Origin of the sequence: Bacillus sp. TH50 (genome assembly GCF_016650565.1) — a bacterium.
GTDB classification, from domain to species: Bacteria; Bacillota; Bacilli; order Bacillales; family Bacillaceae_G; genus Bacillus_A; species Bacillus_A mycoides.
Map to the genome: position 1 here is coordinate 59,010 of NZ_JAEKFM010000007.1, position 16,962 is coordinate 75,971.

General features: G+C 35.4%; 17 protein-coding genes. 11 read left to right on the forward strand and 6 right to left on the reverse strand.

The window, feature by feature from the left end; all coding sequences use genetic code 11:
- The first annotated feature begins 212 nt into the window (after positions 1-212).
- The gene (locus JFU23_RS17500) at positions 213-1,328 is read left to right on the forward strand and encodes a M20 peptidase aminoacylase family protein (RefSeq protein WP_002124929.1); all 1,116 of its coding nucleotides are present in this window, start codon (positions 213-215) and stop codon (positions 1,326-1,328) included.
- A 151-nt stretch (positions 1,329-1,479) separates the two neighbouring features.
- Entirely contained in the window at positions 1,480-2,088 is a 609-nt protein-coding gene (locus tag JFU23_RS17505; RefSeq protein ID WP_201032372.1) for an SAM-dependent methyltransferase, read from the forward strand.
- 50 nt (positions 2,089-2,138) lie between these two features.
- On the opposite strand, the gene ahpF is transcribed toward JFU23_RS17505, so the two are convergent.
- On the reverse strand, positions 2,139-3,665 hold the full coding sequence (gene ahpF / locus JFU23_RS17510) for an alkyl hydroperoxide reductase subunit F (RefSeq protein ID WP_201032373.1): 1,527 nt from the start codon (positions 3,663-3,665) through the stop codon (positions 2,139-2,141).
- Positions 3,666-3,679: 14 nt separating this feature from the next.
- A complete protein-coding gene (gene ahpC / locus JFU23_RS17515; protein ID WP_000924420.1) occupies positions 3,680-4,243 on the reverse strand; it encodes an alkyl hydroperoxide reductase subunit C in 564 nt (187 codons plus the stop codon).
- 589 nt (positions 4,244-4,832) lie between these two features.
- On the opposite strand from ahpC, the gene mtnK reads away from it, so the two are divergent.
- Genes mtnK through JFU23_RS17530 form a run of 3 tightly spaced genes read left to right on the forward strand, consistent with a single transcriptional unit; the run spans position 4,833 to position 7,814 of the window.
- The gene (gene mtnK / locus JFU23_RS17520; protein ID WP_098167872.1) at positions 4,833-6,062 is read left to right on the forward strand and encodes an S-methyl-5-thioribose kinase; all 1,230 of its coding nucleotides are present in this window, start codon (positions 4,833-4,835) and stop codon (positions 6,060-6,062) included.
- Between the two features lie 12 nt (positions 6,063-6,074).
- Positions 6,075-7,118 (forward strand): S-methyl-5-thioribose-1-phosphate isomerase, encoded by a 1,044-nt coding sequence (gene mtnA, locus JFU23_RS17525; protein WP_002124936.1) that lies wholly within the window; start codon positions 6,075-6,077, stop codon positions 7,116-7,118.
- Positions 7,119-7,172: 54 nt separating this feature from the next.
- Positions 7,173-7,814: an L-fuculose-phosphate aldolase gene (locus JFU23_RS17530; protein WP_002010177.1), complete on the forward strand. Its 642-nt coding sequence runs from the start codon at positions 7,173-7,175 to the stop codon at positions 7,812-7,814.
- A 44-nt stretch (positions 7,815-7,858) separates the two neighbouring features.
- Here JFU23_RS17530 and JFU23_RS17535 read toward each other — a convergent pair whose 3' ends face one another.
- Genes JFU23_RS17535 through JFU23_RS17545 form a run of 3 tightly spaced genes read right to left on the reverse strand, consistent with a single transcriptional unit; the run spans position 7,859 to position 10,869 of the window.
- Complete coding sequence (locus JFU23_RS17535) at positions 7,859-8,866, reverse strand: FecCD family ABC transporter permease (protein ID WP_002191791.1); 1,008 nt, start codon at positions 8,864-8,866, stop codon at positions 7,859-7,861.
- Positions 8,863-9,903 carry a FecCD family ABC transporter permease gene (locus JFU23_RS17540; RefSeq protein WP_133059760.1) on the reverse strand — a complete coding sequence of 347 codons (1,041 nt, stop codon included), beginning with the start codon at positions 9,901-9,903 and terminating at the stop codon, positions 8,863-8,865. Before JFU23_RS17540 ends, JFU23_RS17535 begins: the two co-directional genes overlap by 4 nt.
- A gap of 48 nt (positions 9,904-9,951) precedes the next feature.
- A complete protein-coding gene (locus tag JFU23_RS17545; protein ID WP_000732562.1) occupies positions 9,952-10,869 on the reverse strand; it encodes an iron-hydroxamate ABC transporter substrate-binding protein in 918 nt (305 codons plus the stop codon).
- Between the two features lie 330 nt (positions 10,870-11,199).
- On the opposite strand from JFU23_RS17545, the gene JFU23_RS17550 reads away from it, so the two are divergent.
- Complete coding sequence (locus tag JFU23_RS17550; RefSeq protein ID WP_201032374.1) at positions 11,200-12,249, forward strand: NAD(P)/FAD-dependent oxidoreductase; 1,050 nt, start codon at positions 11,200-11,202, stop codon at positions 12,247-12,249.
- Positions 12,250-12,480: 231 nt separating this feature from the next.
- Here the strand turns inward: JFU23_RS17550 and JFU23_RS17555 are convergent, their stop codons facing one another.
- On the reverse strand, positions 12,481-12,849 hold the full coding sequence (locus JFU23_RS17555) for a hypothetical protein (RefSeq protein WP_060751286.1): 369 nt from the start codon (positions 12,847-12,849) through the stop codon (positions 12,481-12,483).
- A gap of 174 nt (positions 12,850-13,023) precedes the next feature.
- Between JFU23_RS17555 and JFU23_RS17560 the strand changes: the two genes are divergently transcribed.
- The 5 genes from JFU23_RS17560 (at position 13,024) to JFU23_RS17580 (ending at position 16,844) form a co-directional block, all read left to right on the forward strand.
- Entirely contained in the window at positions 13,024-13,263 is a 240-nt protein-coding gene (locus JFU23_RS17560) for a helix-turn-helix domain-containing protein (protein WP_002029523.1), read from the forward strand.
- A gap of 248 nt (positions 13,264-13,511) precedes the next feature.
- On the forward strand, positions 13,512-14,036 hold the full coding sequence (locus tag JFU23_RS17565; protein WP_002029525.1) for a hypothetical protein: 525 nt from the start codon (positions 13,512-13,514) through the stop codon (positions 14,034-14,036).
- Between the two features lie 20 nt (positions 14,037-14,056).
- The gene (locus tag JFU23_RS17570; protein WP_016103225.1) at positions 14,057-14,500 is read left to right on the forward strand and encodes a hypothetical protein; all 444 of its coding nucleotides are present in this window, start codon (positions 14,057-14,059) and stop codon (positions 14,498-14,500) included.
- Between the two features lie 177 nt (positions 14,501-14,677).
- Positions 14,678-15,346 (forward strand): LSm family protein, encoded by a 669-nt coding sequence (locus JFU23_RS17575; RefSeq protein ID WP_085308881.1) that lies wholly within the window; start codon positions 14,678-14,680, stop codon positions 15,344-15,346.
- Positions 15,347-15,578: 232 nt separating this feature from the next.
- On the forward strand, positions 15,579-16,844 hold the full coding sequence (locus tag JFU23_RS17580) for an S-adenosylmethionine decarboxylase related protein (protein ID WP_085308883.1): 1,266 nt from the start codon (positions 15,579-15,581) through the stop codon (positions 16,842-16,844).
- Positions 16,845-16,962 lie beyond the last annotated feature (118 nt).

Here is a 16,962-nt window from a genome sequence, read left to right on the forward strand (position 1 = left end):
AATAGATGTAAGCGTCAATATAAAAACAGAAAATATCGAATCTTCTATTTGTATGGATATCTTTATAAGATGAGTTGAAATCGGGTATTAGCGGTATTGAAAAATAAACAATTGACTTTTTTCTTAAAATTCAATATGTTCATAAAAACATCTGTTTTTCATAAGTATAATTAATCTGAATGGTTTGTAATTAGGGGAAGGAGAATGAAGCTTTGAAAACATTAGAACTACAAGAGCGTTTAACTGAAATTTTTCAGCATTTACATGAAAACCCTGAAGTAAGCTGGAAGGAATATGAAACGACAGCTTATATTACTAACTTTCTAAAAGAAGAAGGAATTTCATATAAAATATTTGATGATTGCCCTGGCGTGATTGCTGAAATCGGAAGAGGGAATCCAGTTATCGCGATTCGTGCTGATATGGATGCACTATGGCAAGAAGTAGACGGAGAATTTAAAGCGAATCACTCGTGCGGCCACGATGCTCATATGACAATTGTGATGGGCCTTATTTTACAATTGAAAAATATGAGGTGGGATAGTGGTACTGTTAGATTTATTTTTCAGCCGGCAGAGGAAAAAGGAAATGGTTCCTTAAAGATGGTAGAGAAGGGCGCCGTGGATGATGCTGATTTCTTATTTGGTGTTCATTTAAGGCCGATTGAAGAACTGCCTTTGAAACAAGCAGCCCCATCTATTCGTCACGGAGCTGCAGCATTTTTAGAAGGGATGATTCATGGAGATGATGCACACGGGGCACGCCCACATCAAGGTATAAATGCAATTGATGTCATTTCGATGATCAATATTGGATTGAAAAATATATGGTTACCGCCGCAGACGTCTTATTCTGTTAAGATGACGAGATGCCAAGCTGGTGGTGATAATTTAAATATTATTCCAGGTAACGGGCACTTTAGTTTAGATGTAAGAGCAGAAAATAACATATTACTAGATGAATTGAAGCGAAAAATAGAGCAAGTAATTCAGTCAGCTGAATCAATGGGATCTAAACTTTCTTATGAGTGGATTGATCTCGCACCAGGAGCTGAAGTGTCAGAAGAAGCTGAGCGTTTCATGCGGAAAGGCATTCTTGAAGTGTACGGGGAAGAGGGATGTACTGGACCACTGTATACGACAGGAAGCGATGATTTCCATTACTATACAGTGAAAAGACCCCATTTAAAAGCTGTCATGCTTGGACTAGGGGCGAACTTACAACCTGGATTACACCATCCGTATATGAAGTTTGATCATAGCTGTATAATGGATGGAGTAGAAATATTGAAACAAACTGTATTGAAAGTATTAGAAGACAGGGGCTAGAAAGCTCCTGTTTTTTTGGTAGGAATTTGTTGTTAAGTCGATATATTCGATTTCGCGATAATATAATTTCACGTACCAATTAATTTGATAAAAATGAGCATTCAGTACGTGGTGTATAATAATAGTAATATTTCTTAATAGGAGCAAACGAATGAACGAACAATATTACGATGCTGTATTAAATATAAAAACTGTCGGCGAGCAAAAAGGATTTAATAAGTCTATGCATTATCACCGTTATGAACCGACGCCATATAGCGGATTAGATGAGTTATTGAATCAATATGAAATAACAAGTAGCGATCGAATTGTAGACTTTGGGTGCGGAAAAGGGAGATTGAATTTTTACATGCACCATAAGTGCGATGCATTAGCGGTTGGAATTGAAATGAATGAAGAGTTTTATAAAGAAGCAATGGATAATCGTGATCGTTATGCGCGAAAAGTGAGAAACAGTAAAGATAAAATTCGGTTTGAATGTTGTTTAGCGCAGGAATATGAGATTGATCCACGTGATAATCGGTTTTATTTCTTCAATCCATTTTCTGTACAAGTGTTTATGAATGTAGTGAATAACATTTTGCTTTCGGTAGAGGAAATAGAGAGGGAAGTGGATATTATTTTATACTATCCTTCTGAAGATTATATTTTCTTCTTAGAGAAACAGACTGCGTTTGAATTGAAGAGAGAGGTTAGATTGCCGGGTGCTTATGAGAAGAATGGGAATGAGAGATTTTTAGTTTATACATTAGGATTATAAAAAAAGCAGGTGCCTTGGCACCTGCTTTTTTAAAACTCACGTTTATATAATTAGTTACGGATTAAGTAATCAAATGCACCTAAAGCTGCATTCGCACCTGAACCCATAGAGATGATGATTTGTTTGTACGGATTATTTGTACAGTCACCTGCACCAAACACTCCTGGTACGTTTGTAGCGCCGTGCTTGTCTGTTACGATTTCACCGCGAACGCGTTCAACTGTTTCGCCTAACCAGTCTGTGTTTGGCACAAGACCGATTTGAACGAATACACCTTGTAATTCAACATGGTGTACTTCTTCAGTTTCACGATCGATGTAAGAAATACCGTTTACTTTGTCAGTACCAGTAATTTCTTTCGTTTGAACGTTTTTCAGAACAGTTACGTTAGGTAAGCTGTTAAGACGTTCTTGTAATACAGCATCAGCTTTTAATTCTGGCATGAATTCAAGAACAGTTACGTGCTTAACAATACCTGCTAAGTCAATAGCTGCTTCAATACCAGAGTTACCACCGCCGATAACCGCTACATCTTTTCCGATGAATAATGGACCGTCACAGTGTGGGCAGTATGCTACACCTTTGTTTTTGAACTCAGCTTCACCCGGTACACCAACATTACGCCAGCGAGCACCTGTTGAAACGATTACGCTCTTACTTTTCAGAATAGCGCCGTTTTCAAGTTCCACTTCAATAAGTTCTTTTTTCTCTAAACGTTTCGCACGTTGTAGATTCATTACATCGATGTTGTATTCTTTTACGTGCTCTTCAAGACTTGCTACTAGCTTAGGACCTTCAGTGTGTTTTACGCTGATGAAGTTCTCAATACCCATAGTATCCATTACTTGACCACCGAAGCGCTCAGCAACGATACCAGTGCGGATGCCTTTACGTGCTGCATAAATTGCTGCACTTGCACCAGCTGGGCCGCCACCAACAACAAGAACATCGTATGGATCTTTATCAGAAAGCTCTGATGCATCTGGACCGTTACCCATTTTAGCTAAAATTTCTTCAAGTGTCATACGACCGCTTCCGAAAGATTCGCCGTTTAGGTAAACAGTTGGTACTGCCATGATGTCTTTACTTTCTACTTCCTCTTTAAATGCAGCGCCATCAATCATAGTATGTGTAATACCAGAGTTTAGAACGCTCATTACGTTAAGAGCTTGTACAACATCAGGACAGTTATGACAACTTAGGCTGATATAAGATTCAAAATGATATTCGCCTTGAATGTTTTTGATTTGATCGATTAATTTTTGTTCAACTTTTGGAGCACGTCCACTAACTTGTAGTAAAGCTAACACTAATGAAGTAAATTCGTGTCCTAATGGAATACCAGCGAATACGACACCAGTGTCTTCACCAGGGCGATTTACGCTAAAGCTTGGTGTTCTCTCTAGTTCAACTTTTTCTACTGTAATCTTAGATGACATAGTAGCTAATTCATCTACTAGAGATAACATATCTTTAGATACGTTATCGTCTCCTGCGCTTACTTTAAGTAAAATATCGTTCTCCATTAACTGAAGGTATTGGGATAGTTGTGTTTTTATATCTGCATCTAGTATCATTTTGATCGAACTCCTTAGATTTTGCCTACAAGGTCAAGGCTTGGTTTAAGTGTTGCAGAACCCTCTTGCCATTTAGCTGGACAAACTTCACCTGGGTTGTTACGTACGTATTGAGCTGCTTTAATTTTGTTAACAAGGATGCTTGCGTCACGGCCGATACCGTCAGCATTGATTTCCATAGATTGGATAACGCCGTCTGGATCGATGATGAATGTACCACGAGCAGCAAGACCTTCTTCTTCCATTAAAACGTTGAAGTTTGTAGTGATTGTGCGAGTTGGGTCACCAATCATAATGTATTCGATTTTGCCGATAGTTTCTGAGCTATCATGCCATGCTTTGTGAGTGAAGTGAGTGTCTGTAGATACAGAGTATACTTCAACGCCTAAGTCTTTTAGAGTTGCGTATTGGTTTTGTAAGTCTTCAAGTTCAGTTGGACAAACGAATGTGAAGTCTGCTGGATAGAAACAAACTACGCTCCATTTTCCTTTTAAACTTTCGTCAGTAACTTGGATAAATTCTCCATTATGGTAAGCATTAGCTTTAAACGGTTTTACTTCTGTGCCGATTAATAACATATTAAAATTCCTCCTAAAGGTTGGTTTTGAGCATCGGAAATTAGTTTGCTCATAAAATATATTTTTAATTAACTATAATAATTCTAATTCGATATTAATTATCATATAAAAGTGGTTATTTTGTCAAGAGAATAAACCAACTTTATACCAATTTAATTAATATTTATTCTCAATTAAGGCTGCTAGGGAATTAAAAGGTAATTTTCAAGTCATAAATTTTCAATGAGTGTTTGAAAGAGTAGTGTGTATGTTAGAGACATGGTGTAAGTATAAATTCTTAGGAAGGAAATATTTCTTAGAAGTTGTGGATTTGAAAAGGAACTGCTTACTTCTATTTTACAAAGAATTGTGCAATAAATAAAACAAAATGTATCGGAATCTTTGTGAACAATTATTGTCATCTTAAATATATATAATAAGAAGTATATTGCAATGAGAAATAGAAACATTGACGCTCATTTCTAACAAGATATAATAAAAGCGAGATATGTATTGCAATAGAGAAGATATAGTATAGATTGAAAAAATTTCAGTCTATTATTTTTTACGGCTTTCAGAAAGCGTTTACATTTAGTGTGGAGGGGAAACCATGTCTAAGTTCACGAAGTATTTTTTAATGGAAGCTAAAGATGTGATTGCATATGTGCAAGAGAAATTACCTAAGTTCGAGCATGCAAAGGGGCTAAAGTGTAAAGAAATAGGTGATGGTAATTTAAATTATGTGTTCCGCGTTTGGGATGAACAGAAGAACATGTCTGTCATTGTAAAGCAAGCTGGGGATACAGCGCGTATTTCAGATGAGTTTAAGTTGTCGACGAATCGAATCCGTATAGAATCAGATGTTTTGCGATTAGAAGGAGAGTTAGCATCTGGACTCGTGCCAAATGTATATTTGTTTGATAGTGTGATGAATTGTTGCGTGATGGAAGATTTATCAGATCACACAATATTGCGTACAGCACTCATAAATCATCAAATGTTTCCGAGGCTTGCTGATGATTTAACTACTTTTATGGTAAATACCCTTCTATTAACATCAGATGTTGTAATGAATCATAAAGAGAAGAAGGAACTCGTGAAGAATTATATAAATCCTGAGTTATGTGAGATTACAGAGGACCTCGTATATTCAGAGCCATTCACAAACCATAATAAACGCAACGAATTGTTTCAATTAAATGAAGGATGGATTAGGGAGCATATTTATAGTGATAAAGAGCTTCGTATGGAAGTAGCAAAACTTAAGTTTTCGTTTATGACGAATGCACAAGCGCTACTTCACGGTGATTTACATACTGGTTCTGTTTTTGTAAAAAGTGATTCTACAAAGGTTATTGATCCTGAATTTGCTTTTTATGGACCTATGGGATATGACGTTGGGAATATAATGGCGAATTTAATGTTTGCATGGGTGAATGCAGATGCAGTGATGCAATCTGGTATTGAGAAAGATACATATATGAACTGGATAGAATCTACCATGATAGATGTAATTGATTTATTTAAGAAGAAGTTTTTAGATGCTTGGGATATTCATGTGACAGAGATTATGGCGAAGGAAGAAGGCTTTAACCGAGTTTATTTACAATCTGTATTAGAGGATACAGCTGCAGTGACGGGTCTTGAGTTAATTCGTCGTATTGTTGGTCTAGCGAAGGTAAAGGATATGACTTGTATTGAGAATGAAGAGGCGCGTGCTAGAGCGGAGCGGATTTGTCTTCAGACAGCGAAGAAGTTTATTTTACAAGCGAATCAATATAAAACAGGTAGCAGCTTTGTAGAAACGTTAAAAAAACAGTCAATGCATAGTGCGAAATAAGGGGAGAAGATGATGGCAGAGCAATTAATACCAATTCAGTGGAAAGATGATGCTTTAGTGTTATTGGATCAAACGGTATTACCGAACGAAGTAGTCTATGAATCTTTTAAAACGGCTGAGGGTGTGTGGGATGCGATTCAAGTAATGAAAGTACGAGGAGCGCCGGCAATAGGTGTTTCAGCAGCCTACGGTGTGTATTTAGGAGTAAAGGAAGTTGCGGAAAGTTCGGCGGAAGAATTCATAGCGGAAGTAAAAAAGGTATGTGCATACTTAGCGACATCAAGACCGACGGCAGTAAATTTATTTTGGGCGCTTGAAAGAATGGAAAGTGTCGCGAAAGAGAATGCTCACTTATCAATTGCGCAGTTGAAAGATAGATTATTAGAAGAAGCAAAAGAGATTCATAGAGAAGATGAAGAAATTAACCGTCAAATTGGAGAACATGCATTAACATTATTCCATGATGGCATGGGGGTATTAACGCATTGTAATGCAGGTGCGTTAGCAACGACTAAGTATGGAACTGCGACAGCCCCAATGTACTTAGCGAAAGAAAAAGGATGGGACTTAAAAATATATTCCGATGAAACACGCCCTAGATTACAAGGTTCAACGTTAACGGCATTAGAACTGCAGCGAGCGGGAATTGATGTAACGGTCATTACAGATAATATGGCGGCAATGGTCATGTCACAAGGGAAAATCGATGCAGTAATCGTTGGATGTGATCGTGTAGCAGCAAACGGGGATGTAGCAAATAAAATTGGAACATTAGGTGTTTCGATTTTGGCTAAATATTATAACATTCCGTTTTATGTAGCAGCACCAACGCCGACAATTGATTTGAAAACACTGACAGGAAAAGAAATTCCAATTGAAGAAAGGGATGCTTCTGAAGTGATCAATCGTTTCGGACAATACTCTGCTCCTCAAGAAAGTAAAGTATACAATCCGGCATTTGATGTCACGCCATATGAAAATGTAACAGCGATTATTACGGAAAAAGGAATTGTGAGAGCACCGTTTATGGAGAATTTAAAAAAGTTATTTCAATAAGTAGATAGTTTTTAGAAAAATAGTCATCATAAGTTTCTTACTAGGGGGATGTATATGTTACTGCAAAAAGAAAGAGAAGAAGTTGTAGCGTACGGAAAGAAAATGATTTCTAGTGGTTTAACAAAGGGGACTGGCGGTAATATTAGTATTTTCAATCGTGAACAAGGTCTTGTTGCAATTAGCCCAAGTGGTCTAGATTATTATGAAACGACGCCTGAAGATGTAGTTATATTGAATTTAGATGGTGAAGTGATAGAAGGAGAGAGAAAACCATCAAGCGAATTAGATATGCACCTTATCTATTATAGAAATCGTGAAGATATAAATGCGCTTGTACATACACATTCTCCTTATGCGAAGACAATCGCATCATTAGGATGGGAACTTCCTGCAGTATCATATTTAATTGCTTTCGCAGGCCCGAATGTACGCTGTGCACCATATGAAACATTTGGTACGAAGCAATTAGCAGAGGCAGCTTTCGAGGGCATGATTGATCGCCGTGCAGTTTTACTTGCGAACCATGGTTTAATGGCCGGAGCGAATAATATAAAAATGGCGTTTACTATTGCAGAAGAAATTGAGTTTTGTGCTCAAATCTATTACCAAACGAAAAGTGTTGGGGAACCAAAATTATTGCCAGAAGACGAGATGGAGAATTTGTCGAAGAAGTTTGAAGGGTATGGACAGCAGTAAAATGAAATGAAAACACCCTCAAGAAAAAATCTTGAGGGTGTTTCTTACACTTTCTTAAGCAACAAATACATAAAGTAAGGTGCACCAATTAAAGCAACGACAATACCAGCTGGAATACCGCTAGGTTCGACGATATTTCGTCCAATTGTATCCGCTAGTAGTAATAACCATCCGCCGATTAAAACGGCGATAGGGATGAATATTTGATGCCTTGGACCTACTAAAGATTTGGCGATGTGAGGAGCCATAAGTCCGATAAAGCTAATGCCTCCTGTTACGGAAACAGCAGCGGCAGCAAGTGCAACGGCTGCGATTAATAAGTATCTTCGTTCTTTTTCAATTTCAATTCCAACACCGATTGCTACTGGCTCGTTTAATGCTAGTATATTTAATCTATTTGCCTTATAGAAAACAAATGGGATTAATACGATTAGCCAAGGAAGCATTGCTAAAACAAATGTCCAGTCATCTCCCCAAATGTTTCCGGCAATCCATTTAGCGATAAAGTCTACTTTCATACGATCTGCAGATGAAATAAGTACAATCATCGCGCCAGATAGTGCAAAGGAAAAACCGATGCCGGTTAATGTTAATCTTATTGGCTGAAGGCCTGTGGATTTGCTATATGAAAATACGTAAATTAGAACAGCTGTTAGAAACGCACCGATAAATCCAACGACTGGTAGTAGGTAAAGAAATGAACCTACGTCTATCGGGAAGTATAGAAAGAAAAAAGCAACTGCAACACCAGCACCAGCGTTAATGCCGAGAATACCAGGTTCAGCTAAATCGTTTCGGGTAATACCTTGTAATACAGCACCGGATAAAGCGAGTGCCATACCAGCTAATAATGTAATGACGATTCTAGGTAGCCTTAAAGAATATAAAACGAATTCTTCTTTAAATGAACCTTGTCCCATAAGTGTTGGGATTAATCTGTCATAGGAGAGAGCGGCAGAACCGAGTCCCATTCCAATTACAATTGTTGTGATGGTAAGTATGAGTAATGCAAGTATGATAAGGCGTTGTTTCTTTAGAATAGATTGCATCATGAGAAAGTTCTTCCTCCTTTACGTACAATAAATAGGAAGAATGGTAATCCTACAATTGCGACGATTGCAGCAACTGGTGTTTCATACGGAGCGTTAATTGTACGTCCGATTGTATCTGCGAGCAGCATAAAGGAAGCACCAGCGATCGCTGACATCGGTATAACAAAACGGTAATCTGGTCCAACGATTGGACGAACCATATGAGGTATCATTAAGCCGATAAATGCCATGTTTCCGACAAGCGCTACAGAAGCACCTGCAAGCAAGATAATAATGATAAATAAAATTGTTTTAATGACGATAATTTTTTGGCCGAGTCCAACAGCAACTTCTTCACTGAAACTAAGGACTGTCAATTTTCTCGCAAGTAAGATAGCGAGAAATATACTTATTGAAATAACCGGAATAATAATTTTTAATTGGCTCCAACTCGTTCCAATTACTCCCCCGGCAGTCCACATTGATACATCTTGTGAAATTTTAAAGTAAATGCCAACACCTTCTGAGATTGCAAGTAGAAATGCTGAAACAGCAGCACCAGCTAATACAATTCGAAGAGGGGAAAGTCCGCCCTTTTTCACCATGCCAATTCCAAATACCATAATAGCGCCAATTGCAGCACCGATAAAGCAAGCTAGTGTTAAGTAAAGGTAGCTTATAGAAGGATTGAAGGCAAGTGTTAGTGCAAGTGCAGCATTTGCGCCACCAGTTAGGCCAAGTAATCCAGGATCGGCAAGTGGGTTTCGCGTTAATCCTTGCATAATTGCACCAGAAACAGCGAGTCCAGCTCCTACAAAAATAGCAGCAACTTCACGTGGTAAACGTATTTCACGAAGGATGGATAGCTTATCTCCTTTAGCAGAGGAAGTAAGTGCTAACCATACGTCTTTTATAGAAGTATCTGCAGCGCCTAACACCATTGCAAACATAAAAATAAGAAAGAATGCAATGATACTCAAAATTAATTTGTATGTAAAAGCGTTGGAACGTAGGTTGTCTTGCTCTTTTTTCATTCGTTTCACATCTTTTCTTTTCATAGAATAAAGGAAGAGGAATTCTTAAATTAAGAATTCCTCATGTTTGTATTATTGACCAAGAAAGCTCTTCTTGAAGAAGTCTAGTTGGAAATCTAATGTAAGTGGATCATTGAAATAGAATTCCATCATGTTTGCTTCATATACACGATTATTTTTTACTGCTGGAATGTTTTTATATGATTCTGTCTCTTGGAATGAGTTATCAGTATCTTTGTTTTTACTTACGATTAAGTAATCACCAGCAAACTCAGGTAATACCTCAGTAGATAATGCGTAGTATCCTTCTTTTAAAGCTTTTTCTTTTACTTTTTCAGGCATTTTTAATTTCATTTCTTGGTAAAGAATTTCTGTTCCGCGGCCCCAGTTTTCGCCGTATACGTAAAGCTGTTTGTTGAAGTTTTCAACAACAGAAACGGTTGCATCTTCACCGATCTTCGCTTTAATGTCTTTTCCAGCTGTTTGTGCGCGTTTCTTGAAATCATCAACCCAAGTTTTTGCTTCTTTTTCTTTATTTAATAATTTACCGATTTCTAAGTGTTGTGTTAAGTAATCAACTTTTCCGTAAGTATATGTTACAGTAGGAGCGATTTTCTTTAACTTATCAACATTTTTAATATTTGATAAACCAATGATTAAATCTGGATTTAATTCTGCAATCTTTTCAACATTTTCATCTGATACTTCAGCGACATTTTTCAGTTTGCTATCGAAACGTGGGTTTTGTTTAGACCATGAATCTACCCCAACAAGATTTACACCTAATGACATTACGTTACCAGCGAATGATGATAGGACAACAACACGTTGTGGATTTGCTGGAACTTCTACTTTACCATTTTCAGATTGGTATGTAATTGTTTCTGATTTCTTACCTTTTGCGTCGTTCTTCTTGTCTGTTGAACCGTTGCTACAAGCACTCATAACAAGGACGAACAGAACTGTTAGTGAAATAAATAATTTTTTCATCGTCTTTCTCCTTTTGATAGATGATATGTGATATACAATAAATTGTTTAGCTTTGATCTTTTGAAAAGTTAGTGGTAATAAAAAAGTCTTATTAACAATCTTGAACTTGAGATTTTACCATATAGTATTCACCATAGTAATAGAAGAAGATGTAATCTCACAGTTGCTAATAATTAACAAATTGATAATGATTATCACTATTGATTCTTTAAATACTATAATTTTATATAGGTGTATTGTCAATAGTGATTTTGATTGTAAAATTTATAAAAACAAGTTATATTTTATTGAGAATGATAATCAATTATTAGTAGCTGAGGAGTGACACGAATGAATCAAGAAGAATTGTTTGATGTAACTGTGATAGGCGGAGGACCTGCAGGGCTTTATTCAGCTTTTTATAGTGGACTAAGAGAGATGAAAACGAAAATAATAGAATTTCAACCACAGTTAGGTGGAAAAATACATGTTTATCCGGAAAAAATGATTTGGGATATTGGCGGATTGTTACCGGTTACTGGTGAGAAATTAATTGAGCAACTTGTACAACAAGGATTAACATTTCAGCCTGAAGTTGTATTGAATACAAAAATAGAATCAATTATTCGTAATGAAGAGGGTATTTTTACGTTGAAAACAAGCTCTGGGGAAGAACATTTTTCAAAAACAGTGATCGTCGCAACTGGGAGTGGTATATTGAATCCACAAAAGTTATCAATTGAAGGTGCTGAGAGATTCGAAGTCTCAAATTTAAATTATACAGTTAAATCGTTAAAACGTTTCAAAGATAAAAAGGTAATTATTTCAGGTGGAGGGAACTCCGCAATTGATTGGGCGAACGAATTAGAACCAATCGCGAAAAAAGTTTATTTAACATATAGAAAAGAAGAATTATCTGGTCATGAAGCACAAGTAAAACAACTTATGAACAGTTCAGCAGAATGTTTCTTTAATACATCGATTACAAAATTAATTGCTGGTGATAACCATGAAGCGATTGAATATATAGAATTAACAAATCATGAAACTGGAGAAGTTTCTCATTTATCTATCGATGAAGTTATTATTAATCATGGATATGAACGCGATATAACATTATTAGAAAATAGTGAGCTAGATGTTGCTATTGTTGATAATTATTATATTGCAGGGAATGCAAATAGTGAGTCCTCGGTAGACGGATTATATGCCGCTGGAGATATTTTAAAGCATGACGGAAAATTACATTTAATTGCAGGGGCATTCCAAGATGCTGGAAATGCTGTGAATAAAGCGAAACAATTTATTCAACCTGATGCAAGTGAGTACGGAATGGTTTCTTCCCATAATGAAGTATTTAAGAAGAGAAATCGAGAATTGATTAAGCAGATGATGAAATAATAAAGGAACAAGTATACCCCCATTTACATCTCTATTTCTATGGACGAGAGATACAAATGGGGTTTTTCCTGTTTACTATATTTTCAATCATTATCATGACACCGGTTTCATTAGTTCTTGTCATATGAATGTATTTCTTTAACAAGGGAATACAAAGACTTGAACGTTTTATTTGTAAATCTGTCTAGAAAATAATGAATCTACATTTGGTTTGCGCTGTCCATTATAAAATTATGCGGTTCCTTTTGCCTGTTCATTAGGAAATGGCATATTTAGTATAGACGTAATGTATTGTTTTCCGTGTTTTCGAGCTAATGATTCTAATATTTGGCGAACGCGTTTTGTAAGATGACCTTGTTTTTTTATAGCCTCACAATATGCGTCATAGAAAACGTATTTAGCCCAAAGGAAATCATCTTGTTGGAATAAGAAATGATTTTTGTACCATTCGCCAATTGTATGATAGCAATTGTTTTCATGTACTGCTGCACTTTGTGAAAGAATACGATCGGATAAAGAATTAGATAGATGAGAAATTGTGTTTTCTGTTTCAACTTGTAATGTTTTTTCTAACATTGTAATGATGTGACGAGTAGCCATATGTTAACTCTCCTTTGTGTAATACCATTCTATATTTTAAAAAATACTTACTATACTATTATACAATATATGGAATGAATCTACCTGCTTTTTAATTTGTATTTACAAAATCTTTTTTATTTGTTTACAAAAATAAAGTAAGATACATTATATATATGAAAAAATAATAAAGGAATGAACACATTGTATATAACGATAGAAGAGGCTGCGGAGTATTTGAAATTACCAAAATCGTATGTTGAAGACTTAATTCAGCAAAAGAAAATTCGTGCACTGTTTGATGGAGAGCAATATTTAATAAACAAGGAACAGTTTAATACACATTTAGAACAAATGGAGAAATATAAGCAGTTAGTGGAAGAAATATTAAACGAACCAATTCCAGAAGATATGGATGTTAAAGACGAAGATTAAATTTATAAAAATCCCCCGTATTAAGATATGCAGAAATGTATCTTAATACGGGGGATTTTTATATTAAGGGATGAAAAAGTCATCCGAAATCCTAGAGTTACTTTAAGGGAAAGAAGATTTTATAGGGATTAGTACTATTAGTTAAAAGCATATTTTTTCATAGCGGGGACAAACATAGCGAACATAACCTGTACAGATACATATACTATCAGTGCAAAAGCTTATAAATTAATGGAAGGGGTTTTCTCGTGAGTTTATTTCATTGGGATTTTTTGAAAGAATTAATTGGATCTTATGTAAGAGTAAACAGAGGTGGACCGGAATCTCAAAAAGGAATAATAGTGTCAGTATGTACGGACTACGTCGTATTACAGAATGAAAAAGGAGAGTACCATTACTACCAGCTTCGCCATCTGAAAAGCATTACAAAAAATACGAAAGATGGTGGGATAGGTGATTCTGTATGGTCGGAAGAAGACAGTGCAGAAGACTTTGAAACGCTACTTCAAGGCTTCAAATACCGCTGGGTGAAAATTAATCGTGGTGGTCCAGAGAAAGTTGAAGGTATTTTACAAGACGTTTCTTGCGATTATGTAACGTTAATTATAAAAGAAGAAGTGGTATTAATTGCACTATCTCATATTAAGAGTGTTAATTATAATGCACCAGTAAGTGGAGAGAATAGTGATGAGAGTAGCGATGAGAAAAGTAATGAAAATAGTAATAATTCAAGTCGCGCTCGTGCACAAAGACAATCAAGTAGAGGAAGATAATAAGAAAGGAGGGTACAAAATTGGAGAGTGTATTATGCTGTGATCAAATTAAAGGTTTAGTCGGTGAAAATGTAAAAGTAAATCTTCGCGGACCAGAAAGTAGAGTAGGTGTACTCGTATCATTAGGAAAAGATTACCTTACACTACAATTGCCTCTTGGAGAATTAGTATATTACCAGTTGAAACATGTGAAGAGTCTAGTTAGGAAAGTGAAAGAAGCACCGGGAGAATATGGTTCATGTTTCTATGCGGATGAAGATACTTTTTTAGATGTATTAAATGACTTGAAGTATAAATGGATAAAGATTAATCGTGGTGGACCAGAGTGTGTGGAAGGTTTATTAAGTGATATACATGATGGAAGTATTACACTAGTAAACGGTGATGAGGTCATTTATATAATTAATTCTCATATTAAGAGTGTGAGTCAAATAGTTAAAAACAAAAAGAATGAAGAAGAATAATGTTTAATAAATAAAAGGGGCATTATGATTGAAAGTGAAGAACGATTTCATATTTCGCTACAATTATGAACGATATATGAAAAGGATCTCTTACTATTAAAAGACAGAACATTGCCCTGATTATTTTTTTAGAAATGGAAGGCAGGAAAAGTAGTATTTATAGAAAGGAGGATATAGATGAATGAGTTAAACAAAAATATTGGAGAAAATATATACGTTAAATTAATCGGTGAAAAAAGATTTAAAGGTGTATTAATTGATGTAGGAAATGATATTGTAGTTCTTTACAATGGACAAGACTATGTATATATATCTTTATACCATATCCAATATTATAAATTTTTAAGAGAGCATGATGAAGAAATATTAAAGCCTGGTGTGGACTCTGTAATTAAGAGGGAATCACCTTCAATTTCTTTGAGAAAAGTATTAATCACATCTAAAGGGATTTTTACAGAAATTTATGTGGCAGGAAATGTTCCGATACACGGTTATGTTACAAGTGTAATGAACGATTATATTGTTTTTTATAGTCCAGTTTATAAAACGGTATATATATCTTTAAAGCATTTGAAATGGCTAATTCCTTATAAAGAGAACCAGGTCCCTTATTCCCTCAATAAAAATGAACTCCCCGTAAATCCATTAAATATTACTTTAGCGAGAACGTTCGAAGAACAGCTTATTAAAATGTCTGGGAAAATTATGGTGTTTGATTTAGGTGAAGAATCTAACAAAATCGGAAAGATGGCGAAAATTGATGAAGGGCATATTGAAATATTAAAAGCACGTGATGCAAAAATGTATGTAAATATTCAACATGTAAAATCTGTCCATTGTCCGTAGACTAGTTGAGAGGGCTGGCTTTTTCTTTTATATATAGGGAAGAAAAGGTCGAGCCTATTTGTTTAATTCGATTTGGATATGAGGGGGAAAATGAATTGAATATCATATAGGTATGTTAGTGTGATCTTTGAAGGGGCAATCTTGTACTAAAGGTGTACGAGCTACCTTTTTGTGTATTCAACTCACTTTTGAGGAAGTGCTGCTCAACTACTTTATTAAAGGGGTTTTGTTTGTGGAGCAGTTTCCAGATTCGTTTTCGATTACATTACTTGGCAGTGCGGGTGGAGCAGCAAAAGCAGTGTTAGCAATTTTGAATCAAGCGGTAGTAAATGAAAAAGATCCAATTTATGAAGTGATAAAGAATGTGAACTTCCATTTGGTGGATATAAAACAAAAAGATAAAAGTTATTATAATGAGTTGTTTCCAAATTTGAAAGAGCAATTTTTTTTATATGAAATAAACCTTCAAGATGTAGTCAAATTTAAACATCATTTAAAGGAAAAAAGAACGAAGGTTGTTATTGATGTTTCAGGTGCAGATACAATTAGGGTACTGAGTTGTTGTAATGACCTTGGCATTTGTTATATTAATTCGGCTTTGGAAAATGAGGCAGTAGATCAAGACGATAGTTTACTTGGTTTTCAGCTTACGGAAAGGTATACGAGGTTTGAGAAGGAGAAAGAAACATTTACAAATACAAGAGCGATTATAGGCTCAGGTATGAATCCTGGTGTTGTTCAATGGATGGTTGTTGAGCTTATGAAAGAACGTCCAAATGAAAAGCCGCGAGCATGCTATATTGTAGAACATGATAATTCATTTTTGAATGATAAAGAGCTTATAAAACCTCATACACTTTATGCATCATGGGCAGTTGAGCGTTTTCTTGATGAAGCGATATGGAGTTATCCTATGTATATGAGTCATCATCGTCCACTTTACTTTTATGAGGATGTATATGCTTCAGAGTATAAAGTAAAGTTAGGTGAAAAAGAATTTTATGGTTGCTTAATGCCACATGAAGAAGTTTTAATTTTAGGGAAATCTTTTAATATGGAAGTGGGTTTTCTTTATCGGATCAATGAGTATACAACAAACTTAATTAGACAGAACTTAGACAAAGTGGAAGATTTATGGAATTGGAATCGTAAAGTATTTAATCCAGCAGAAGATGATATTATAGGAGAAGATTTAGTCGGTGTGTTACTCGTTTATGAACATAATGAGACATACATGTATAATGTAATGAATAGTAGCCAAGTTTTTCAAAAATATAAAACAAATGCGACGTACTTCCAAGTAGGGTGTGGAATTTATGCTGGCTTATGTAGTTTACTGTTAGATACTTTTGGACAAGGCGCTTATTATGTAGAAGAATTATTATTAAATACTGAAAGTAAGTATGGGGAATATTTAAATTTATATATGAAGGATTTTGTAGTAGGACATAATAATTTTACAGATGGATTGCTAAATGATAGGGTAAGATGGATATAAATTGTAACTGAAAAGGAAGGAGCTGTATCTCCTTCCTTTTAGTATTAGAAGGTTACATGTTGCCCTGAAAGCAATTTCATACTTATAATTTAAGTAGATAACAGTGGAAATGTTTTTT